Genomic DNA, 24340 nt, shown 5'->3' with positions numbered 1-24340 from the left:
TCCAAACTGTGTTCTCAGTTATAACCCCACTTACATAATTACCACTATACCCAACTAACCTAACAACCAACCTCGGCTCCCTCGGATCATTGCTTAATATCATAAGTGAATCTATAAACTCACCAGAAACCGAAGGTGAAAAAACAACCTCAACACTATCCAAACCTAACGGTGGTATACTTAAACTCGCCCTTGAAACAGAAAATGGCAAATTAACACTTGGCAAAGAAATTGATAATACACTATCCACACCATCATTATATATCTTTAAATACAAACTTTTCCTCCCACCAACTGAAACATCTCCAAATGATAAAATTTTCTTATCTAAACTTATATCTGCACCCCGATTACTATTGCGAAGGATTGAAATAGTGTCTGAACCCCAATTTGCAACTACAATATCAACATCACCGTCACCATCTAAATCTGAGGTGTAGACTGAATAAGGCTCGCTCCCAACATTAATATCGCTTACCTTAACAAAACTTAAACTACCATCATTGCGAAATATTGACACCGTGTTTAAATCCTCATTTGCAACTACAATATCAATATCTCCATCGCCATCTAAATCTGATGCGTGAACTGAACGAGGTCTAGCTCCAACACTAATATCACTTACCCTAATAAAATTTAAACCACCATCATTGCGAAGTACTAATGCTGTGTATGAACCAGCAACCACAATATCAATATCTCTATCACCATCTAAATCCGATGTGTGAACAGACCAAGGCCTAGTTCCAACACTAATATCACTCACCTTAACAAAATTTAAACCACCATCATTGCGAAGGATTGATACTGTATTTGAACCCCAATTTGCAACTATATCAATATCTCCATCGCCATCTAAATCTGATGTGTGGACTGAAGAAGAACCGCTCCCAACCCCAATATCACCTATCCTAACAAAACTTAAACCACCATCATTACGAAGGATTGATACTGCGTTTGAAGAGGCATTTGCAACTATAATATCAACATCGCCATCTCCATCCAAATCTGATGTGTATACTGAAGAAGGCAAATTCCCAACCCCAATATCACCTACCCTAACAAAACTTAAACCACCATCATTACGAAGGATTGATACTGTGTACGAATACAAATTTGCAACCACAATATCAATATCTCCATCACCATCTAAATCTGATGTGTGAACTGAGACAGGCCAACTTCCAACACTAATATCGCTTACCCTAACAAAACTTAAACCACCATCATTGCGAAGGATTGATACTGTGTATAAATCGCGATTTGCAACCACAATATCAATATCTCCATCGCCATCCAAATCCGATGTGTGAACCGAATGTGGAGCATCCCCAACCCCAATATCTCTTACCCTAACAAATGAACCACTCCCATCATCCACCTTCACAGTAAAACTCCAAGTATAAGAACTCGACATTGAATCACCGGTTGTGCTTCTTATGCCTCTTGTAAGAGTCACACTTACAACTTCGCCTTGTATAAAATCTTTGAGGGGATCAATCGTTGCTGTCTTCGTAGCCGAAGTATAGCTTATATTTGTCTGATGCAAACCACTCTGCGAACCCTGGATTTTTACCGTTGAACTTGTCAAAGTTGTTGGGTCAACATCTTTGCTAAATGTAACTTCAATATTTGTTGCCTTATCTACATTCAACGCATTTTTACCCGGAAGGAAACTTATAGGTTTTAGTGTATCAACAACACCATTACCAACTAACTTTACATATAACTTCGGTTTATTTAGATCATTACTTGTAACAATAACTGAATCTTCAAATCTACTTTTACTTGTTGGCTTAAATGTTACACCGACACTATCAACCCCTAATCCTGGTATTGAAAAACTTGTCTTTGAAAGTGAAAATACTGAACCTAAACCTAAACTTAAATTACCTGTCAATGTGCTATCAATCCCATCATTATTTATTTTTAAATACAGTGTCTTACTTGAATCAACTTTAACATCTCCAAAGAAAAAAGAATTTGATGATAAAACTATATCCGCACTACGATTGCGATTCTTTAATACTGAAACTGTATTTGAATTATAATTTGCCACGGCAATATCCAAATCCCCATCATTATCTATGTCTCCTAATGATATACCCCGAGGAATACTTCCAACTCCATAATCAACTTTTGCAGCATAAGTCCCATCTCCATTGTTCCTTAATACTGAAACTGTATTTGAATAATAATTTGTTACAGCAATATCTAAATCTCCATCACTATCAATGTCCCCTAATGATATATCATTAGGCTCACTTCCAACTCCATAATCAACTTTTGCAGCGTAAGTTCCATCCCCATTGTTCCTTAATACTGAAACTGTAATTGAACTCCAATTTATCACAGCGATATCCAAATCTCCATCATTATCTATGTCTCCTAATGATATATCATGAGGATTAATTCCAACTCCATAATCAACTTTTGCAGCATAAGTTCCATCCCCATTGTTCCTTAATACTGAAACTGTATTTGAACCATTATTTGCCACAGTAATATCCAAATCTCCATCTCCATCTATATCTCCCAATGATATACCATAAGGCTGACTTCCAACTCCATAATCAACTTTTGCAGCATAAGTCCCATCCCCATTGTTCCTTAATACTGAAACTGTATGTGAAACCTGATTTGCCACAGCAATATCCAGATCCCCATCATTATCTATATCTCCCAATGATATACCATAAGGCTGACTTCCAACTCCATAATCAACTTTTGCAGCATAAGTCCCATCCCCATTGTTCCTTAATACTGAAACTGTATGTGAAACCTGATTTGCCACAGCAATATCCAGATCCCCATCATTATCTATATCTCCCAATGATATACCATAAGGCTGACTTCCAACTCCATAATCAACTTTTGCAGCATAAGTCCCACTTCCATCATCTACTTTAACAGTAAAACTCCAAACATAGGAACTCAACATCGAATCACCACTCACGCTCCTTATTCCCCTCGTTAAAATTACACTTACTACCTCCCCAGGCTTAAAATCCTTAACAGGATCTATCATCACTGTCCTTGTAGAGGAATCATAAGAAATCGTCGCACTGTAAAGCCCAGTCTGTGAACCATAAACTCGTATATTTGAACTCGTAAGCGTCGCAGGATCGATATCCTGTGTAAACACCACAGAAATAACTACATCCCTATTTACATTTAACGCATTCCGAGATGGAACTGTTGTTACTATATTTAACTGAGCAAATGACGAGCTAATGAAAACCAAAAGAAAAAGTATTAAAAACTTTCTCATAGTTTTGCATCAACTTTTGATTTTCATTTTTACTCACTTTTCTCCTTTTTCCCCTCTCTATTTATAGAGAGGGGCAAGGGGTGAGTTACCTCACCACCACTATCCCTTGAACAAGCTCTTTTATCTCAACTGTCCGATTCTCGCTATCTCTCATAATTGAATTTGCACTATCAAAAGAAATTGTCTTTGTTTCCCCTGATCCAGATAAAACTTTAAACCTTATCCTACCAATTCGACCAGTTCCATTTACATCTGCAGGATTTCCCCCAGCAACAGCAACATTTATTTCAATTTTTCTATTAGTTTTATCTATAGCCACAAAATCGATGATATTACCTCCATTTTTAAGAAGAAGAGATACTGAATCTTTATAAATCTGCACATATTCAACATCAAATAGATTATCATAGGTAATTACCGTTTTAAGCCCCGCAAAGTTTGTCGCCTCTTCAACTAAAATTTCAACATCAAAATATTGCCCCGCCGTGATTTCAACTTTCCTTGGGCGGAACATAAGCGCAGGTCCCTTAACAGCATCAACTGTGAAATCAACTTTCGCAGGCTCTTCCTGTTCAATGTTATTTATATATTTCGCCTTTACCATAAATGTATGTTTTCCTTCATCAAGATAAGTAAATGTCGCTTCCTTAACATTGCTCCAATTAGACCAATTTTGATTGTCAAGTTTATAACTAAAAAGCATCAAACTATCCGCTTGATTCCCACGCCACTTGAATGTAACTGTATGCTCGGTAACAATGCTATTATTGCTTGGTCCATCTATGATTTCAGCTTTCGGCGGTTGAAACACTGGACTTTTTGGATCAATTGGATTTTCCCTCTCAGGTGGGGGTGGTTCAGTTACGATATTACAACTGATAAAAACCAGAGCAATCAAGAAAATGTAAAGATACCTCATAAAAACTTCTATCGTTTTTTATAAATCAACTTCAACTCTATATGTAAAAAATCTTTAAAAATTAATGCTTACATTTACCGAATTACCCCTTATCCCTAATTTAAATGCCCTCTCGCTATACACCTTATCTGGCGAGAAAATAATCGCGTCAACGAGATTAAATAACCATATTGCAGATGCAACGCCTGAACCTATGAAAAAGTAATTCTTAAATTTCCTCATTGAATCGTAATTTTTCGTCATAAGCGAATAATAATTCTCCATCTCATTAATATCATCAGCTGAGAGATAAAGATTTCTATATCTTTCATACTCCTTTTTATAGCCCAAATATTTCGAAAAATAGTTAACAGTCAATGCTCCAGCCAATATCTCAGATACAGTTAAAGGCAACCCAATATCTTCCCTTCCCATATAAATCTGCCCAGCCCCTGGGAGAAAAGCAGAAAGAAGGATAGATGTAAACTTTGACTTTGGCTCAATTATCAAGGGGACATCCATTTCAGGCTTATCAACTTTTATTTTTCGAGTTGTGGAATGATAACCAAGTTTATTCAACTTGATTTCATACTCACCATAAACAAGTTCGATTTCCTTGGCAGGCAACCTGGAAATATTTTTCTCAATTCCCTCTCCCTTTATCAAGACATTAACATCACCTCTAAGTCCAACTAAGTTTACCTTCGAACGCATCTTTTCAAGTTTCACTTCGACCTTAGCCCTGTCAACCGAAATTAAATCAACCTCTTGAGAATAATCCTGATAATCCGCAAGAGCAAGTTTGATAACATATTTATCCTTTTTAATCTTTGGAATGTAGAGAGGAGTTTTCCCTACGAGTTTATCCTTCAAAATAACATCTGCTCCGGTTGGAGTGCTTACAACTTCAAGAAAACCAGCCTTTTCAAGTTTCACATTTAAATCGTGATAATCTTCACTAATCTCAACTTCACCCATATAATCAAAATAACCATCAAGTTTAAGTTCAACTTTATATTTTCCAAATTCATATACATCCACTTCCAAAGGCGTCTTACCAAGTTTCTCCCCATTGATATAAATATCCGCTCCCTCTGGCTCCGATTTAACTTCAAGCATCGATACCCTCATTCTCGGTATGAAAACAAATTCACCACCCCTATCTCCAACAAGTATTCCATATTGCGGTGTTTGCTGACCCTTTGATTCAGATGTAACCCTTGGAAGTATGTAGCTTGCGATCTCACTCGCTGTAATTATACCATTTTTGTCGAGGTCAGCAAATCCCTCATCAAGCCCTTTAATAAAATGAAATGTGAAAACACTATGTCCACCTGGACCAGTGTCAAAAACAGGTTGATCTCTGCCACCCGCCGTCAATGCCTGCCTTGTTCTTCTTTTTGAAACGATCTCAACAAAGCTAACCGCATCAGCAGAGACGGTAGGCTGTGAACGAGCAAATATCAAACCACCGTAGCAAGCATCCATAACAAAATATAAATGCTTCGCAGGAATTGCCTCCGAGATTTCGTTTAGTTGGTCAGTTGATATAGCAGTTAGAACAGGCTGGGACGGGTCTGCATCGACAGGAAGAATATAACCTCTCTCTTTCCCTTCAGGCAAAGGCATCGTTATACCATGACCAGCGAAGAAAACAAAAACCCTATCATCCTCAAAGGTTTCTTTTATCAATCTTTCAAACGCCTTAAGTATGTTATCCTTTGTAGCCTCGGAATCATAAAGCTTTATAACATACTTCGAGCCAAAACCATACTTTTTAATCAAAAGATTTGCAATAGCCTCAGCATCATTTACCGCATACCTCAACTTATTTGCTTTAACATACTCATTAATACCTATTATCAAAGCCCAACTTCTCTTAAAAAATGAACTACCCCCGCCAGTTTTTGTTCTCAAACCTATTCCCCTCAAAGATTCTGTTGTGTCCCTTTGCTGAGAGAGTAGTGGAATGAAAAATGAAAATAAGACCGATAAAACTAAAATAACGCGCCTCATTTTATTGCCTCCCTCTATGTTTAGCTCTACACGAAGAATATAAAAAACTCAAAAATAAAAGTCAAGAGGGTCCTCCCCAAAAGTCACGACACAGCTCCTTAAAACTTGCCCAAACTACCTCTTAACCCTCCCTAACACCACCCAAACTTCTCAACATCCACTCCATTACACCCCAATTCGTTTTAATTCTTCCCTTAAATTTTTAAATTTACTTAGCCTTAAAATAAAATCAATTAAAAAACGCTATGATAAAACGAGCTTTAACTTTAATCGTGCTTATCCCAGCACTCTTACTTGCCCAACTCAAATCCCAAAGCAACGAAACTTCGAAAAATGATGAATTTATCTCAAAAAGAAAACTTACCGCTTTAACCTACTCAACTTTTATCCCGGGCGCGGGACAATTTTACCTTGGACATAAAATAAAGGGAGTTTTCTTCACTTTGACAGCCTTTGGTTCACTCGTCGTAACAATTGTCTCACAAAATAATCTCGTCGGGGGAAATGAACGACTTGAAAACCTTGAGATGCAATATGTAAGCACAATGAATTGGGAAAGAGCAGAACAAATTTGGCAAGAAATGGTTCGCGTCAAATCCGACATTGATAAAGATTATAAACGAAGGAATTTGTTTCTCGGCATAACTGCTGGGATATGGGTTGCAAATATAATTGATGTTTTATTCTTTACATCCGACAAAGGCGCCGGAGATATATTCGGATACAACAAATCATTGTTTGAAATTAAAAGCGGAAACAAAGAAATTATGCTTACGGTAAAACTTAACTTTTAAAACTTATGCGCGAAAAGATAGAAAAACTTTTAAACGATTACAAAACTGGAAAAATCGATGTCGATGAATTTATAAATGAACTTCGATGGTTCCCCTTTGAGAATATTGAATTTGCACATGTCGACCATCATAGAACGTTAAAACACAATTTCCCTGAGGTCATACTTTGCCAATGGAAGACACCGGAACAAGTTAAGGAAATTGCAAAGCGAATCCTTGAAAAATCAAATTTTCTCCTTGCGACAAGGGCAAATCCAGAACATTTCAACGCAGTAAAAAAAATTGCAAAAGACGCAAAGTATAATGAACTTGCAAGAACTATAACCGTCGCCCGAGGTGAAATAAAAAAAGACGATAAAAAAGGAAAAATCTTGATCATAACCGCTGGGACTGCGGATTTGCCCGTCGCTGAAGAAGCAAAAGTTACAGCTGAACTCCTCGGAAATGAAGTTGAACTTCTATATGATGTTGGGGTTGCGGGGATACATCGTTTGCTTTCAAATCTTGATAAATTAAAAAGTGCAAGCGTGATAATTGTAGTTGCTGGAATGGAGGGGGCTTTGCCAAGCGTCGTAGGCGGACTTGTTGGGGTTCCGGTCATCGCAGTTCCAACCTCAGTCGGATACGGCGCGAACTTCAACGGTTTAGCTCCGCTCCTCACGATGCTTAACACCTGCGCCCCAGGGGTCGTTGTGGTAAACATCGACAATGGTTTCGGTGCAGCCTTTGCAGCAACACTTATGAATAGAAAATGAAAACCGTGATGAAAAAAGTTAAATTAAAGTATGGAAAAACTGAATTAGAAATTGAACTCCCCGAACACGCTGAAATTTTAACACCAAAGCTAAAACCACCAGACCAAGACGAGCTCGAAATTCTAAACACCGCATTAGATAACCCCATTGACTCACAAAAGCTTGAGAATTTTTTACAAAAAGATGACAAAGTTTTGATAATCGTCCCTGATAAAACCAGGAAATCACGAGTTGACTTCATTTTGAAATCAATTTTAACCCGAATCAAAAACGACAATATAAAATTTTTATTCGCGAACGGAACGCATGCTAAACAAACAGAAAACGAAAAAAGAGAAATTTTAAGCGACGAAATCTACGATAAATTTGAAGTTTTTGAAAATGACGCTTGGAGCGATGACTTCATCTACTTTGGGAAAACAAAATTTGGCACGGAAGTTTTTTTAAATAAACTTGTCTCCGAAGCCGATAAAATTTTGCTCATCGGTTCCATAACTCACCATTACTTCGCTGGATTTGGCGGTGGGGCAAAACTGTTGGTCCCGGGTGTAGCGTCATATAAAACAGCAATTCAAAATCACAAACTCACATTAACTCAAGACGGAGATATAAATCCAAACGCTACAAACTTGAAACTTGAAGGCAACCCAGTTTATGAAGATATAATTGAAGCATTTAAACTTTGTAGGCTTAAAGTGGTTCACCTTGGTGTCGTCCTAGATGAGACTGACAAAATCGTTGGTGCATTTTTCGGCGATGTAATTCAATCGCACAAAGCGGGTGCAGACTTTGTAAATAAATTTTTCACAATACCTGTGAACAAAAAATTTGATGTCGTGATTTCAAGCGCTGGTGGATTCCCAAAGGATGTCAACTTCATTCAAGCGCATAAATCTATCCATCATTCCCATTACATTTTAAAAGAAGGTGGCTACTTATTTTCGTTCATTGAATGCAGAGATGGGATCGGCTCAAAAACTTTCCTCGATTGGTTCAAGTTTAAAAACCCTGGCGAGATGAAAAAACATTTACTTGAAAATTACTCAATGAATGGGCATACCGCTTTATCGTTGCAAAATAAATTAAAAATCTGTAATATAATCGTGAGGTGTGAACTAAAGAATGATTTGCTCGAAATGATGGGATTAAGAACACTTGACAATTTTGATATGTTAAAAAACTTAGTCGGCTCAATAGCCGTGTTAACTAACGCTTCAATTTATTTACCAATTTATCAGGGAGCTTTATGACGAAAGAAACCATTAAATTTTTACAGCAAAACAAATTATTAGCTGGTGTCAGCGAAGATTTAATTAACGAAATCGCCCAAAATTTATTTATTGAAACTTTCAAACCAGGGGATATAATCATTCATGAAGGCGAGCCGGGGGATAAAGTTTATTTGATCGCAAAGGGGAGAGTAAAAGTTGTAAAGCTCGCTGATTCATCGGGAAAAGTTTTAATGGAGCTAACAGATTCTGATTTCTTCGGTGAAATGGCTTTGATAGACTTACACCCTCGCTCGGCAAGTGTTGTGGCTTTAACAGATTGCGAAATTTTATCAATCCCCGGGGATTACTTCGAAAAACTTATCCACGCCCATCCACAAATTTTGATCAACATTGCAAAGATATTAAGCGAGAGATTAAGGTTATCAAACGAAAAGATTTTGAGGGATTTCATCGAATATGAAAAGGAGGTCACTGAGCAAATAAACAGGTTAAATTATCTAATTGAAATAACAAAGCGTGTTAACTCAACAATAAACCTTGATGAACTTCTAAAAATCATACTTGAAATCGCCCTTGAAATTACAAATGCCGATAGAGGAACAGTTTATCTCGTCGATGAACTAAAAGGTGAAATTTGGTCAAAAGTTCTCGAAGGGAATGAACTCACCGAGATTCGATTACCTATAGGAAAAGGTATCGCTGGGTATGTAGCCCAAACTGGGGAAACAGTGAATATTAAAGACGCTTACCAAGATCCAAGATTTAATCCAGAGATTGACCTGAAAACTGGGTATAAGACTAGAACGATATTGTGTATGCCCATAAAGGATAAAAGCGATAAAATAGTTGGTGTTTTTCAATTGATAAATAAAAAAGATAGTTTCTTCACGAAGAAAGATGAAGAAATGCTGAATGCCCTTTCCATTCATGCATCAATTGCAATTCAAAACGCAAAGATGGCACAAGAGCTTGTAAATAACGAACGACTTGCCATAGTTGGAAAAATGGCAAGCTCAATCATCCACGATATAAAAAATCCGATGACGACGATAAAAGCATACGCTCAAGTTTTAAGGAAAAAAATTGGAGAGAGCGAAGCTATAAAACTTGTCGATGAGGTTATAAAGCAAATCGACCGACTCGTTAACATGACCCAAGAAATTCTTGACTTTTCACGCGGAGTGACAAGTATAGAGTTTTCGAAGATAAATCTTGGGGATTTCATTGATGGAGTAATTGCTTTCCTCAATGAGGACTTCAAGAAAAATAAAATTGAAATTGAAAAACAAATTGAATTTGACGGCGAGGTTGAAATCGATGTTGATAAAATGACACGGGTTGTCTTTAACATTGCTCACAATTCAAGAGATGCTATGCCAGAAGGCGGAAAATTTATTATAAAAACATGGCGAGAAAACGATTCATTTTTTATGCAATTTACAGACACAGGGAAAGGGATGCCTGAAGAAGTGAAGAAGAAACTATTTGAACCATTCGTCACATATGGCAAAAAACATGGCACAGGACTTGGAATGGCAATAGTTAAAAAAATTGTGACTGAACATAAAGGAGAAATCTTTGTTGAAAGTGAACTCGGCAAAGGAACAACTATAACTCTTCAACTCCCAATAGTTCAACAAAAATAAAACAATGGGAAAACAATGTTGGATAAAATTTTTTTCCTGTTGATCATAGCGATGATTTTATCAATTATCTTTACAATTCTCGCATTCACTCAGGAGAAGAAACTAAGCGTTGGAATACAAACGATAAAATTAAAGAGCGGTGATGAGGATATCTCTGCATTTTTGGCTGTTCCAAAAATTGAAGGTAAGTTTCCCGCAATAGTGTTAATTCATGAATGGTGGGGTTTAACGGACTGGGAGAAGGAAAACGCAGTAAGGTTTGCAGGCAATGGATATGTAGCCATAGCTGTTGATCTTTACCGCGGAAAACTTGCCAAAACTCCAGAGGAAGCGCGAACATATATGCAATCGCTATCTGCGGATGTTGTCATAAGAGACATCAAATCAGCCGTTGAATACCTGAAATCAAGGGAGGATGTTCTACCTGATAAAATTGGAATAATTGGTTGGTGCATGGGCGGTGGGTTTGCTCTGAGAAGTTTGATCGAAATTCCCGACTTTTCAGCTGGGGTCATCTGCTATGGTCGCCTCGTTGAAGATGAGAAACAACTTGAAAAAATTAACGCACCAATCCTTGGGATATTTGCTGAAAAAGACAGAGGAATCCCACCTGAAACGGTGAAAAAATTTGAAGAAAAGATGAAAAAACTAGGGAAAAAGATAGAGGTTAAAATCTATTCAGATGTTAACCACGCCTTCATGAACCCAAACAATAAAAACAACTACGATGAGATATCAACTAAAAACGCATGGGATTTAATCGATAAATTTTTCAAAAAGAACTTAGCTAAAAAATGACATCAATCCTGAAATAGTTCATTTACCAACAAATCAATATAGTTCACCCTCTCACTTATAGCATTCCAATGCTTTATGAAAACAGAGCGAAGCGACACGAGCGATTCATCGTCAATTTCAAACTTCGGGTTGATTCTTTTAGCGGTTGAGCTATCAACAACAAATTTTGAAAGTATAAATTTTGGAGCTGAATTTTCAATTGAAAGTCGGTTGTAAATTTTAAGCGTATTTTCGTTTATCTCGCTCAATTTGAAACTTCCGTTATGCTTATAAAAACAAAATATATCAAGGTCGGGTTGCGTTAACGGCGAAAACCCTTGAAGATTATTTATTTTCTCATAAAGGTAATTTGCCGATTTCAAAGTTTGCGTTAAAATTTTTCCAAACCCATTTTTATTAAGTGGGATAACTTTATGCGTAAGCCATACAGCTCCAGCGGATGCCCCAGGCCTTGAACCCTCAAGCTGAAACATCCCAATGTTAGGTTTATCCTTCTTGTGATATGTGTAAGGTGATGTGTTAAGTATCACCTGCCTTAAATTTTCATCTTTATATAAAACACCACCAGCCCCATACATCACAAGCCCATGCTTGTGCGGATCTATCGTTAGCGAATCAGACTCGGATACTGCAATGAGATTGTCGTAAACAAATTTTTTCAATGGGGCTTCGACGTTTGAAAAATCAATTATCTTTCCCTGTTCATCAATTATCAATGTTCGCATATAACCACCATAAGCCGCATCAATGTGAAGGTGAAAACCGTATTTTTCTTTTAATTTTAAAATCTCCATTACGGGATCGACAGCGCCAACTCCTGTCGTCCCAAAATTTGCCATCACAAACATCACATTATTTTTCTTCAGGACATCCTCAAGTTGATTCAAATCAATTCTATAATTTTCATCCACATCAATCTCAACAAAATCAACTTTTAAAATTGAGCAAATTCTTCTCCATGAATAATGCGAACCTTTCGAAAAGACAGCGATTCCATCTTTTCTAAAATCCCTCACCGCCCACAAAGCTTCAAGATTTGCAAGCGATCCACCACTTGTCAAATGCCCCCACCCCTCTTTAAAACCGACGAGATTTAAAAGATCATCAACAACTTCCATCTCCATCTCAGTCGTCACAGGACCACCTTCATACGCGTGATTGTTCGGATTCGTAAGCATAGTTACGAAATAAGCAAGAAGCGCTGGAATTGATGGGTCTTTGAGCATCTGCGCAGAATACCGAGGATGAAAATACGGAAGATTTTTTTCAAATCGTTTTAAAAATTCATCAAAAATTTTCTCAAGTTTTTCAGATTCAACTTTGTAAATTTCAGATTCAAAAAAATTTTCAGGATAAATTGTCTCGTCATCAAAAAAATCCTCACGCCACTTCTTGTTCCATTCAATCGCCAAATTGATGAGCTTTTTGAAAAGCTCTGTATTTTCTCCTTTCGGACCGAGAAAATATGTGAATAATGTCTCCATTTTCAATTTCGATATTTTGTTTTTGCTTTTTAAAAATATAACAAATTTTTTGAAAACTTAACTTGAACTATTGAGTTCTTTGTGATTATCTTTGTGAAAACAAACAAATCGAATATCACGATGCGAAAATTTGTTTACTTTATCCTGCTTTTAATTTTCAGTTTAAACCTTGTATACCCCCAACTTAAATTCGACTCGATCTCTGCATGGAACTTCAACAAAATCCTAACTTCTGAAAAATTTCAAGGGCGTAAATCTGGAACGCCAGGCGGTGAAAGAGCGAGCGAATGGATAGCAGAAAAATTTAAAGAATTTGGACTAAAACCATTTGGAGATAACGGGACATATTTTCAAAACTTTAAAATCCTTGCAACTCAAGATAAAGTTACTAAGTTAACATTGTTAAACGGCAGAAAAGGTAAAACACGATATTCCCTTGGAGATGATTTCACAATCTTAACGAACAGCGGAAGCGGAAAGGTAAAGGCTAAAGTTGTTTTCGTCGGGTATGGAATTTCAGCACCGGAGAAAGGCAGGGATGATTATGAAAATGTCGATGTCAAAGGTAAAATAGCACTTATACTTGCTGGAACACCAAGCGATGAAGAGGAGAAATTTGAAGTTGAGGGCTCAAGGGGATATAAAATCCGAAAAGCTTTTGAAAAAGGAGCATCAGCAGTTTTCTATGTTCAAGGTGACAGACCAATAAGAGGTGGGGCAATCCCAGAGGAATATTACACACCTGAATTGCCCGCATTATGGGTCGGAAGAAAAATTGTTGATGATATCTTTTACAATACCGGGATAAGTTTTGACGCTTTGAGAAGTGAAATCAACTTTAAAACGAAATCTTTCGAAATTGACAAAATCTTCGAAATAGAAACGAAAGTAGAAAAACTTGATGGATGGACGAGAAATGTCGTCGGATTAATACCCGGAAGCGATGAAAACTTAAAAGATGAATATATAGTCGTTGGGGCGCATATGGATCATACCGGGGTTGACGCAGAGGGATTTATGTATCCAGGGGCTGATGATAATGCCTCAGGAACATGCCTTGTTATGGAACTTGCACGAAGCATGATGGCAAATAATGAGAAACCAAAACGCTCAATAATCTTCGCCCTATTCGCCGCAGAAGAACAAGGTTTACTTGGCTCAAAATTCTTCGCTTCACATCTTCCAGTACCTGAAGAAAACATTGTAGCAATGTTTAACTTTGACATGGTTGGACGCGGAAATGGAAATATAAACATTGCTGGAACAGAAAATTTTCCAAAGATGTGGGAAATAATCAAGGAGTTCTTCCCGGAAAATAAACTTAAAAATCTCGGCAAATTCCGCGCGGGTGCAAATTCAGACCATTATCCATTTCAAGAGCGTGGAATTCCCGCTTTCTTTTTTATATCCGCGGGTCAACATCCAGAATATCACCGAACCGATGACACAAACGATAAAATTCAACCCTTTGTCCTCGGCGAAGTTGGAAATACAGCATACGATGTGATCCTTGGACTTGCCAACTATCCTCAAAGCCTAAAGAAAAAAGATAGATATGTTGACTATATTTACAGCAATGCACAAACCGCGCTTTACATCCAACTTAGCCCAGATTCTCTAACCAAGGATTGGCTTTACAACCTTTGGAGAACATGCAAAAGTGATGGCATTGAAACTGTCATCCTTGAACTCAACTCAAAAAACATCAACGATATCTTCAGAGCAATTTACTTGGTTGATTCATTGGCGACGCGAGATTACAGATTTTTTAATATCGTTTCAAATAAGTCTGATTTCATCACATCCCCAGATGTCTTGAACATAATTTTCTCAGCCAAAGCCGAAACCTTCTCAAATTTGACACAATCTTTGCCGATTTTATCAAAGTCGGGATTAAAACTTATTGTTTTTGATGAGCAAACTAAAATTGAAAATGTTAACAGCGTTGTTGACATCGTAAATGATTTTTACCTTGACATAACTCCAGTGCTCAAAGGAAACATAAAACAAAGTTTTAATTTCAAGAAAACATCCATCGTTTTTGATCCCGACACAGTTGTGGATAAAGAAATGTTTTTCTACACTTTCACCAATCGCGAAAAATTTATTTCAATGCTTGATTTTATCAAACCAGAAAAAGTATTCGTAAATTTACCACCTCAAGAATCAAAAGTTTTGATATCAAACTTGCGCGATAAAGGATGGGACATCAAAAAGATTCAAAAAATTTTTGGCAGAAATCTTTACGGATTTTTAAAATAAACTTAAATCAAACAATGACGACAAAAATTAAATTCCTTCTCGCTTCATTAATTTTAACGTTTAACCTCTTTTCCCAAAACTCTGAGCACAGGGGTGTGTGGTATGTTCCGAGAGATGGTAATGCTTATAAGACGAAGCCGAAAATTGCAGCGGACATGGATAGCATAGCTAAGAATAATTTTAACGCGGTCTATGTTCTTGTTTGGGCAAGAGGTTATCCACTTTTTAAGAGTGAAGTTTTTTATAGAGAAACAGGACTTTACACCGATCCACAACTTGGGGATAGAGATTTACTTCAAGAGATGATCGCAGAAGCGCACAGAGCTGGACTTGAAGTTTACGCATGGTTTGAATACGGATTTATCGGAGGTTGGGGCGGATATTTGCCGGGAAATAGTGGGAAGGGTAAAATTTTTGATGCTCATCCGGAGTGGCTCGCTAAAAGAAATGATGGAACGGATGCTGGCTCTTCAGAGGATCAGATAACGCAAAGTTTCTATTGGATGGCGCACGCCAATCCAAATGTTCAAAATTTTTTGATTCAACTGATCCTTGAGATGGTAAAAAAATATGACCTTGACGGATTTGAGCTTGACAGGATTCGGTATCCTGACCCAAATTGCGGATATGACAGCGTAACAGTTGAAATTTACAAACAAGAACATAACGAAACCCCACCACCGTATGATTACAATAATTCTGAATGGAAAAATTGGCGAATTCAAAAATTAAATCAATTCGCAAAGGCTGTTTATGATTCCGTAAAATTTTATCGGAGTGATATGAGGCTTACAAACGCAGTTGGGGTCAGCCCAGATTGGGCAAAATCTGAAAAACTTCAAGATTGGGTGACTTGGATCAACAACGGCTGGCTTGATTATGTTGAGCCGATGAACTATAGAAATACAGCAAGTCAATTTATCGGAGAATGTGTTAACATCTTTGGCAAAGTTAGAGATAAAAATAAAATCCTATTCGGGATTAGCAGTCAAAATGTGCCTACATCAGAGTTTTTAAAGATGATCCAATATGTGAGACAACAGAACTTGAAGGGCTTCGTTGTTTGGTATTATGGCTCGCTTTCTGATCACTTAGACTCATTAAAAACACTACTTAACACAAAAGTACCTGTCCCAGATAGACCCGAAAATTGGAGAATTCCAGCAATCATAGTTGACGACGCCGATACAAACAATGTTTTTTACTCTAACGGTTGGGTGAATCAATCTGCTTACACCCATTGGGGCAATAGATATCTTGCGACACAATCAAATTCCGAATGGATAGAATACTATGCCGATATTCCAGAAGATGCTTATTATGAGCTTTATGCTTTCGTAGTTCGTTCGACTTCAAAAAATGCGGTTTACTATGTCTATGACTCATCAGGTGTAGAAAGAAAATTTACAGTTGATCAAACTAATCAATACATCTATGATGGGTGGTATAAAATTGGTGATTTCTATTTTAAGAAAGGCAGGAAGAAAATATTGAAGATAACAAGCGAAAACTTAAACACGCCCGGGTTTATGACAGCTGACGCAGTGATGTTGATTTTAAACCGACGGTTGACACCACTTATAACTTCAATAAAAGATGGAAAAAGTGAACTCATACCCAAAAACTTTGAAATAAATGTCTATCCCAACCCTTTTAATTCAACGACAAATATAAGCATTTCACTACCGTTTGATTCATTTTTAAAAGTCGATATTTACAATGTGTTGGGTCAGAATCTTTCTAATTTAGCCAGTGGAAAATTCCCCGCCGGGAAACATACATTTACATTTTCGCCGGAAGCATTCGCCTCCGGCATCTACTTTATTAAAACCGTGATAAAATCTGAGCAAATGCCCGAAGTATATACAGCTTCCAAAAAACTTATCCTGCTAAAATAAATTCTGGGCAAATCAACCAAATAGTTTATAGAAAATTTCAACCGCTTGCTTTATATCTTCCATTGAGACATCAAGATGAGTGACCGCACGAATTTTCATATAACTTCCTGAACTTAACAGAACGCCGTTATCTTTGAGCATTTTTAAAATTTCATCGGGTGTCTTGCCTGTCTTTTCAACGCCTATTATGACGATATTAGTCTGAACAGTTTCCAGATTTATATCAAAAACTTTTAACTTTGAAATTTCCTCAGCGAAAAATCTCGCCTTTTGATGATCTTCTTTCAATCTATCAATGTTATGTTCAATTGCATAAATCCCAGCTGCCGCTAAAATTCCAACCTGTCTCATCCCACCGCCAAAAATTTTTCTATATCTCCTGACCTTTTCAATAAACTCCCTATCGCCAGCAACGACGGAGCCAACTGGCGCACCAAGACCTTTGGAAAGGCAAACAAGCACAGAATCAAAATACTGTGCATATTCCTTCGGACTTATACCAGTTGCAACGCAGGCATTCCATAAGCGAGCACCGTCAAGATGCATTTTAATTCCATTTTCAAGCGCAAACTCCCGAATTTTCTTTATCTCATCAATAGGATAAATCGTTCCGCCAGCACGATTGTGCGTATTTTCAAGGCAAATAAGCCGTGTCCTTGGCATATAATATGCTTTTGGTCTCACAGCCTTCTTTATTTGGTCAACAGTTATAACACCATATTTACCTTGAATTGGGTAAAGTTGAACCCCCGAAAGCATCGATGGAGCTGCTGTCTCATAATTCATTATATGTGATTCGGCTTCAACGATCACCTCATCGCCGGGTTCGGTGTGAGCTTTTATCGCGGTTTGATTCCCCATAACACCGCTTGGCACAAAAAGAGCGGATTCCTTCCCAAGTAGTTCAGCAACCATTTCTTGAAGTTTATTAACAGTTGGGTCCTCACCAAAGACATCATCCCCAACCTCTGCTTCCATCATAAACTTTCTCATCTCCGGTGATGGTTTCGTAACAGTGTCACTTCTCAAGTCAATATATTTTTGCATCTTTCAAATCCTATTTAGTTTTTAAATATAAAACTCACAGGGGGCGAGATTTCGCCCCCGTTTAATTTTAAAACAACCCAATTATGTTCCCATATTCATCAACATCCATGTTAAATGCAGCCGGATTTTTTGAAAGCCCCGGCATAAGCATTATATCACCGCAAATTGCAACGACAAAACCAGCCCCTGCAAACAAACGAGCATCGGTTACCGTTAAAGTCCATCCTTTTGGAACACCGACAAGCTTCGGATTATCACTTATTGAGTTTGGTGTCTTCGCAATACAAACCGGAAGATGATCATACCCATGCTCTATGTATTTCTCAAGCTTCCTCATCGCTTTCCTTTCAATATAAACATCATCAGCACCATAAATTTCAGTTGCGATAAGCTTTATTTTCTCAATTAACGGAACGGATAACCTATAAAGGGGCTTAAAATCAGAAGGAGTTGTTTCAGTTATTTTGACAATCTTTTCAGCTAATTCAATACCACCTTCTCCACCTTTTGTAAAGAACTCTGTAACGGAACACTCAACCCCAAGCTCAGCGCATTTTTCTTTGATCAAATCAATCTCAACTTCCAAATCCGTTTCAAACTTATTTATTGAAACAACAGCAGGAACACCAAACTTGCGGACATTTTTTACGTGGAACTCAAGATTTTCGAGTCCCTTTTTAAACTTCTCAACTGTGAAATCGTCTTTGGATTTTATCCCACCATGATATCTTATCGCTTTAGCCGAAACAACTATGACCGCAGCGTCCGGCTTAAGGCGGTGAATTTGAGAAACTATGTCAAAAAATTTCTCAGCTCCAAGATCAGAACCAAACCCAGTTTCAACGACAACATAATCAGCAAGTTTAAGTGCGATTTTATCTGCTATAACACTGTTGGTCCCATGAGCTATATTTGCAAACGGTCCACCATGAATGATTGCTGGAGTATGTTCTGTAGTCTGCACAAGGTTTGGCATTATCGCTTCGTTAAGTAAAACCATCATTGCTCCGCATGCTTTTAAATCCCTCGCTCTCACAGGTTTTCCATCAAGATCATAGCCAATTACAATCTCACACAGTCTTCGTTTTAAGTCCATCCTTGAACTTGCCATACATAGAATTGCCATAGTCTCGGATGCAGCGGTGATCACAAATCCGGATTCCCGTGGGACGCCGTTTACTTTGCCACCGAGACCTATCACAATATGACGCAAAGCCCTATCATTCATATCAATTGTCCTTTCCCAAGTGATGTTGTTGACATCAATCCTCAACTCGTTTCCATGGTGAATGTGAGCATCGATTAAAGCTGCAAGTAGATTATGAGCTGAGGCAACCGCATGGATATCGCCATTGAAATGAAGGTTAATAAGTTCCGATGGGATAACTTGTGACTTTCCACCACCTGTAGCTCCACCTTTAATTCCAAAAATAGGTCCAAGCGACGGCTCACGTAGGGTAACGATTGATTTTTTACCAATTTTGTTTAAAGCCTGACTTAAACCGATTGATGTTAAGGTTTTACCCTCGCCCGAAGGGGTTGGAGTTATCGCAGTAACAATTATCAACTTACCATCAGGCTTATCCTTCAGTTTTTCCATTACTTCAAGTCGAATCTTCCCTGTAAATTTCCCATAATACTCAAAATCATCGTCGGTTAATCCGATTTGTTCCATTATGTGCTTGATGTGGAGTGGTTTAACTTTTTCCTCAACTGCGATTGAATTTGGCGTCATTTTTTCACCGCACTTTTATTTTTAAATAAAAAAATCCCGACTTTTGGTCGGGATTTGAATTTTTAAACTCTGTTAAAACATGAACAGGTGCTTTTTTGATTTATAAAGCTACGCTGAAAGTCTCTGCTCGTTATAAACAAAAATAGGTTCAGCCCTTTCATAAATTGTCTCTTTTGTAATTATACACTTTGAAATCGGCTGTTCTTTAAGTTTAGAAGGTAACTCAAACATTATATCAAGCATAATTTCTTCAATTATCGCTCTCAAACCACGAGCCCCAGTGCCACGCTTTAGTGCAAGTTCAGCGACAGCTTCAAGCGCATCGGGTTCAAATTCAAGCTCAACCCCGTCATACTCAAACAATTTCTTATATTGCTTTACAATTGCATTTTTCGGCTCAGTTAAAATTTTTATCAAAGCATCCTTAGATAGCGAATGAAGCGTTGCTATCACAGGAAGACGACCTATAAATTCAGGGATAAATCCGAATTTTAAAAGATCTTCTGGTTCAACCAACGGTAAAAGTTCATCTATCATTTCATTCTTATCACCTCGGATTTCGGCTGTAAAACCAATTGAATTTCTATTTACTCTATTTGCGATGATTTTTTCAAGTCCTTCAAAAGCTCCTCCACAGATGAAAAGTATATTCTTTGTGTTGATGTAGATCAAACTTTGCTCAGGATGTTTCCGCCCTCCTTTGGGTGGAACACCAGCGATTGTGCCCTCGAGAATTTTTAAAAGCGCCTGTTGAACACCTTCACCTGAAACATCACGAGTTATCGAAGGACTGCTTGTTTTCCTTGCAATTTTATCTATCTCATCAATGTAAACTATACCACGCTCAGCCCTTGCAACATCATAATTCGCATTTTGCAAAAGATAAAGGAGTATAGTTTCAACATCATCGCCAACATAACCAGCTTCTGTAAGAGTTGTAGCATCAGCAATTGCAAATGGAACATCAAGAATTTTTGCGAGCGTTTGAGCAAGGAGCGTTTTACCAGTGCCAGTTGGACCTATCAAAAGTATGTTGCTTTTTTCTATCTCAACATTATCAATCAAATTTTTCACATGGTCGTTTGACTCGAGATTATTTTCAATCCTTTTGTAATGATTATAAACCGCAACGGATAAAATTTTCTTCGCCCTTTCCTGTCCAACCACATATTCATCAAGAGCCTTCTTTATGGCAACCGGTGTAAGCGGTATCTTGCTACTTCTACTACGAGATGAGTAAGCGGACATATTGTTTCTTAAAATATCAACCGACTCACTCACACAAATATCACAAATGTAAACATCTGGTCCAGCGATCATATTTCCAACCTCGTCAACACTTCTACCGCAAAATGAACAAGATGGCTTTACCCTAAACTCCGGTTTTTCTGGCATCTACCTTTACCTCTTTTTTGTTGATGGGATTTCCCTTTTCACAAGTATCTGATCAATTATACCATATTCCTTCGCCTCCTCAGCAGACATGTAGTAATCACGATCTGTATCTTTTTCTATTTGTTCAATCGGTCTTCCGGTGTGCTTTGCCAGTATCTCATTTATCTTTTTTTTCATCCTCAAAATTTCCTCTGCTTGGATTCTTATATCCGCAGCTGTTCCTTGAACTCCACCCCATGGCTGATGGATCATAATTCTTGAATTTGGAAGAGCAGTTCTTTTACCTTTTGCACCGCCAGCAAGTATAACAGCAGCCATGCTCGCAGCCATACCAATGCAAATCGTTGCAACATCTGGTTTTATATACTGCATCGTATCATAAATCGCAAGCCCCGCTGAAATTACGCCACCCGGACTATTTATGTAAAGGTAAATATCCTTATCCGGATCCTCCGACTCAAGGAAAAGCAACTGGGCGATCACCAAACTTGCAACTGTATCGTCGATAGGTGTCCCTATGAAAACAATTCTTTCCTTTAAAAGTCGTGAGAAAATATCATACGCTCTCTCACCCCTGCTTGTCTGCTCAACAACAATTGGAACAAGTTGATCATAAATCTTGGTGCTCATAACCGGTCAATCAATTTTGTTTTTACATCTCCGTTTAAATTAAACATTAAACAAATTTTTCAACAACCTTGACTTTATCTTTCAAAAATTGCAAAACTTTTCTATTCAATATCTTCTCTTTTATATGCTCCGACCTTTTATAAAACGAAATGAGTTTGTCCTTTTCAATTCCAATCTCGGCTGAATCTTCCTCAGCCAGCTTTTCAAAATCCTCATCCGTCACATTGATTCCCTCAACTTGTGCGATCCTGTTTTTTATAATATACCATTTGGCGTTAAAAATAGCATCTGCTCTTTTTTTCTGTCTGAAAAATTGCTCATCAAAATTTTGTGGTAATTTACCATCCGGATATTTGCTCCTTTCCTCATCGAGCATACTCTGAATGAAATCCTCAATCAAACTTTCCGGGACGGTGAAATCATTCGTCCTGACAAGCTCAGAAACTATTGAATCATAAAACCTGATCTCGCTATACTCATTCCACCATTTCTGAAGCTCCTCTTTAAGATAATTCCTCAACCCTTCAACAGTGTTAACCTTGCCACCTGTAATTTTTGAAGCAAACTCATCATTCAAATCCGGCAAAATTTTCTTTTCTATCTTTTTAACATTAACTCTCACCTTTTCAGGTTTATTGTCAACTGTGAGCTCGATTATAAACTCATCATCTTTCCTCGCTTTTAAAAGCCTCTGCCTTAAACTTTCAACAACCGATTCATCGTCAAGATCAATTACGACATCCTCACTTCTCCTCCCAAGCACCGGTAAATTATTCTGATCAACCCCTTGAAGGTCAACCGTCACTCGATAAAGTTCACCCTGCACCTCATTTGCTTCCTCATAGGTCGCATTTGCAATTAGCAACCGTCTAATTTCATCTTCAACCTCTTTATCATCGACAGTATGAACTATCTTCTCAACTTGCAAATTGCTATAGTTTGAAATTTCAACCTCAGGTAAAATCTCATATTTTATTTTAAATGTCAACGACTCACCTCGTTTATAATCAACATCAACAAGTTCAGGTGTTCCAATCACCTCAATTTTTTTATCCCTAACGAGATTCTGATAAACATCATTTACAATATCATCAAGCGCATCGTATTCAATTTGTTCCCCGAATTGTCTTTTTATTAATTCAAGCGGTGCCTTCCCTTTCCTGAAGCCTTTGATCTCAGCCTCAGCCTGAAATTTCTTGTACGCCTCCTCAAAGTAAGGTGCAAGTTCATCCCAAGTTAGTTTTATCTCTGCCTCTTGTTCGGTTTGGCTCAGTTTGTTGATATTGAGTTCCACCAGTGTTGCTCTCTATTTATTTTTAATAAATTTTCAGTGGGCACGGGGGGATTCGAACCCCCACGGGGGTTACCCACTGGATCCTAAGTCCAGCGCGTCTACCAATTCCGCCACGTGCCCAAAAGAACTTAATTTCGCTTGAAAAATATAACGCTTTTTTAAGTAAAGTTCAAAATTGTGAAAATTTTGGGGATTTTTTAAATTCAATTCACAAGCAACAAAACAAATTGCCAATTTTTGAATGAGAATCGAGTTCTTCAAAATGACCGGCGCGGGAAACGACTTCATAATGTTTGACAATCGCGATGGAAAAATAAAAAATCCAGTTGAACTTGCCAGGTGGGTTTGCGATAGACACTTTGGTGTGGGCGCAGATGGTATAATTCTAATTGAAAAAAGTGAAACCGCCGACTTCAAAATGGTTTACTACAACTCCGACGGAAGCTTTGGCGGAATGTGCGGAAACGGCGGAAGATGCGTCGCAAAACTTGCATATATGTTAGGCATAGCGAAAGAAAAAATGAAATTTGAAGCGAACAAAAAATTATACTTCGCCGAGATAATTGACGATGAAAAAGTTAAATTGTACTTGCCAAACCCTCGCAAAAGAGAATTTAATTTAAAACTCAAACTTGATAAAAAATTTTTCAAGGCTCATTTCGTTGACTCAGGCGCACCACATCTTGTAGTTTTCACAGATGAAAACGGAATAAAAAACATTGAAAAGATCAATATAAATAACCTCGGCAAGAAACTGCGCTTCCATCCCCGATTCAAGCATGGAACAAATGTAAACTTCGTTTCAATTATCGCAGAAGACACGATCAGAATGAGAACATATGAGCGCGGTGTTGAAGGAGAAACGCTCGCCTGCGGAACTGGCTCCGTGGCGAGCGTCATCGCCTCAGTAGAAAAAAGAAATATAAAAATTCCCGTCAAGGTGAAAACTTCAAGCGGTGAAATTTTAACAGTCGGATGGGACGCCCAAAAACCTAAATTTATCTACCTTGAGGGAAGCGCAAAACTTATCTGCCAAGGATATTTAAACTATGACTCCTGAGGAATTCGAAAAAATAATCGAAGAAACAATTGAAAATCTCCCGGACGAGATAAAACAAAAACTTGACAATGTTGTATTCATTGTGCAAGATTACCCTGACGCTGAAGAGTTAAAAAGAGCAAAAA

The 24340-nt window shown here is 37.8% G+C and carries 17 protein-coding genes and 1 tRNA gene; 8 read left to right on the top strand and 10 right to left on the bottom strand.

What is annotated here, in order from left to right; genetic code table 11:
• The 3 genes from AWW78_RS05150 to AWW78_RS05140 form a co-directional block, all read right to left on the bottom strand.
• Positions 1–3271: FG-GAP-like repeat-containing protein (locus tag AWW78_RS05150; protein ID WP_075426132.1), on the bottom strand; the 3271-nt coding region annotated here is incomplete at its 3' end.
• An 85-nt stretch (positions 3272–3356) separates the two neighbouring features.
• The gene (locus tag AWW78_RS05145; RefSeq protein ID WP_047134463.1) at positions 3357–4190 is read right to left on the bottom strand and encodes a triple tyrosine motif-containing protein; all 834 of its coding nucleotides are present in this window, start codon (positions 4188–4190) and stop codon (positions 3357–3359) included.
• A gap of 54 nt (positions 4191–4244) precedes the next feature.
• Entirely contained in the window at positions 4245–6185 is a 1941-nt protein-coding gene (locus AWW78_RS05140; protein ID WP_075426131.1) for a PEGA domain-containing protein, read from the bottom strand.
• A gap of 245 nt (positions 6186–6430) precedes the next feature.
• Here AWW78_RS05140 and AWW78_RS05135 point away from each other — a divergent pair, with 245 nt between their 5' ends.
• From AWW78_RS05135 to AWW78_RS05115, 5 genes are read left to right on the top strand one after another with little or no spacing between them, the layout of a single operon-like run.
• The gene (locus AWW78_RS05135; RefSeq protein ID WP_047134462.1) at positions 6431–6979 is read left to right on the top strand and encodes a DUF5683 domain-containing protein; all 549 of its coding nucleotides are present in this window, start codon (positions 6431–6433) and stop codon (positions 6977–6979) included.
• Positions 6980–6984: 5 nt separating this feature from the next.
• Positions 6985–7734, top strand: a complete 750-nt coding sequence (gene larB, locus AWW78_RS05130) for a nickel pincer cofactor biosynthesis protein LarB (RefSeq protein WP_047134461.1) — start codon at positions 6985–6987, stop codon at positions 7732–7734.
• An 8-nt stretch (positions 7735–7742) separates the two neighbouring features.
• The gene (locus tag AWW78_RS05125; RefSeq protein WP_075426130.1) at positions 7743–8984 is read left to right on the top strand and encodes a nickel-dependent lactate racemase family protein; all 1242 of its coding nucleotides are present in this window, start codon (positions 7743–7745) and stop codon (positions 8982–8984) included.
• Positions 8981–10612: a cyclic nucleotide-binding domain-containing protein gene (locus AWW78_RS05120; RefSeq protein ID WP_047134459.1), complete on the top strand. Its 1632-nt coding sequence runs from the start codon at positions 8981–8983 to the stop codon at positions 10610–10612. Before AWW78_RS05125 ends, AWW78_RS05120 begins: the two co-directional genes overlap by 4 nt.
• A 15-nt stretch (positions 10613–10627) precedes the next feature.
• A complete protein-coding gene (locus tag AWW78_RS05115; protein ID WP_047134458.1) occupies positions 10628–11410 on the top strand; it encodes a dienelactone hydrolase family protein in 783 nt (260 codons plus the stop codon).
• Positions 11411–11412: 2 nt separating this feature from the next.
• On the opposite strand, the gene AWW78_RS05110 is transcribed toward AWW78_RS05115, so the two are convergent.
• Positions 11413–12894: a pyridoxal phosphate-dependent decarboxylase family protein gene (locus AWW78_RS05110; protein WP_047134457.1), complete on the bottom strand. Its 1482-nt coding sequence runs from the start codon at positions 12892–12894 to the stop codon at positions 11413–11415.
• Positions 12895–13014: 120 nt separating this feature from the next.
• On the opposite strand from AWW78_RS05110, the gene AWW78_RS05105 reads away from it, so the two are divergent.
• Both AWW78_RS05105 and AWW78_RS05100 read left to right on the top strand, forming a co-directional pair.
• Positions 13015–15156 carry a M20/M25/M40 family metallo-hydrolase gene (locus tag AWW78_RS05105; protein ID WP_047134456.1) on the top strand — a complete coding sequence of 714 codons (2142 nt, stop codon included), beginning with the start codon at positions 13015–13017 and terminating at the stop codon, positions 15154–15156.
• 14 nt (positions 15157–15170) lie between these two features.
• Positions 15171–17054 (top strand): family 10 glycosylhydrolase, encoded by a 1884-nt coding sequence (locus AWW78_RS05100; RefSeq protein WP_075435626.1) that lies wholly within the window; start codon positions 15171–15173, stop codon positions 17052–17054.
• A gap of 12 nt (positions 17055–17066) precedes the next feature.
• Here AWW78_RS05100 and ltaE read toward each other — a convergent pair whose 3' ends face one another.
• The 6 genes from ltaE to AWW78_RS05070 all read right to left on the bottom strand — a co-directional run bounded on the left by ltaE (position 17067) and on the right by AWW78_RS05070 (position 23275).
• Positions 17067–18101: a low-specificity L-threonine aldolase gene (ltaE, locus tag AWW78_RS05095; RefSeq protein WP_047134454.1), complete on the bottom strand. Its 1035-nt coding sequence runs from the start codon at positions 18099–18101 to the stop codon at positions 17067–17069.
• Between the two features lie 67 nt (positions 18102–18168).
• The gene (locus tag AWW78_RS05090) at positions 18169–19836 is read right to left on the bottom strand and encodes a formate--tetrahydrofolate ligase (RefSeq protein ID WP_047134453.1); all 1668 of its coding nucleotides are present in this window, start codon (positions 19834–19836) and stop codon (positions 18169–18171) included.
• A 108-nt stretch (positions 19837–19944) separates the two neighbouring features.
• Positions 19945–21231, bottom strand: a complete 1287-nt coding sequence (gene clpX, locus AWW78_RS05085; protein WP_047134452.1) for an ATP-dependent Clp protease ATP-binding subunit ClpX — start codon at positions 21229–21231, stop codon at positions 19945–19947.
• Between the two features lie 6 nt (positions 21232–21237).
• Positions 21238–21861 (bottom strand): ATP-dependent Clp endopeptidase proteolytic subunit ClpP, encoded by a 624-nt coding sequence (gene clpP, locus AWW78_RS05080; RefSeq protein ID WP_047134451.1) that lies wholly within the window; start codon positions 21859–21861, stop codon positions 21238–21240.
• Positions 21862–21907: 46 nt separating this feature from the next.
• Positions 21908–23155, bottom strand: a complete 1248-nt coding sequence (tig, locus tag AWW78_RS05075; RefSeq protein ID WP_047134450.1) for a trigger factor — start codon at positions 23153–23155, stop codon at positions 21908–21910.
• Positions 23156–23192: 37 nt separating this feature from the next.
• Positions 23193–23275, bottom strand: a tRNA-Leu gene (locus tag AWW78_RS05070).
• A gap of 121 nt (positions 23276–23396) precedes the next feature.
• On the opposite strand from AWW78_RS05070, the gene dapF reads away from it, so the two are divergent.
• Positions 23397–24215, top strand: coding sequence for a diaminopimelate epimerase (dapF, locus tag AWW78_RS05065; RefSeq protein WP_047134449.1), 819 nt, complete (start codon positions 23397–23399; stop codon positions 24213–24215).
• Positions 24216–24340 lie beyond the last annotated feature (125 nt).

The sequence above is a fragment of the Candidatus Kryptonium thompsonii genome, from assembly GCF_001535985.1.
GTDB classification, from domain to species: Bacteria; Bacteroidota; Ignavibacteria; order Kryptoniales; family Kryptoniaceae; genus Kryptonium; species Kryptonium thompsonii.
The sequence above is the reverse complement of the archived record's forward strand: the minus strand, read 5'-3'. Positions and strand labels throughout refer to the sequence as shown.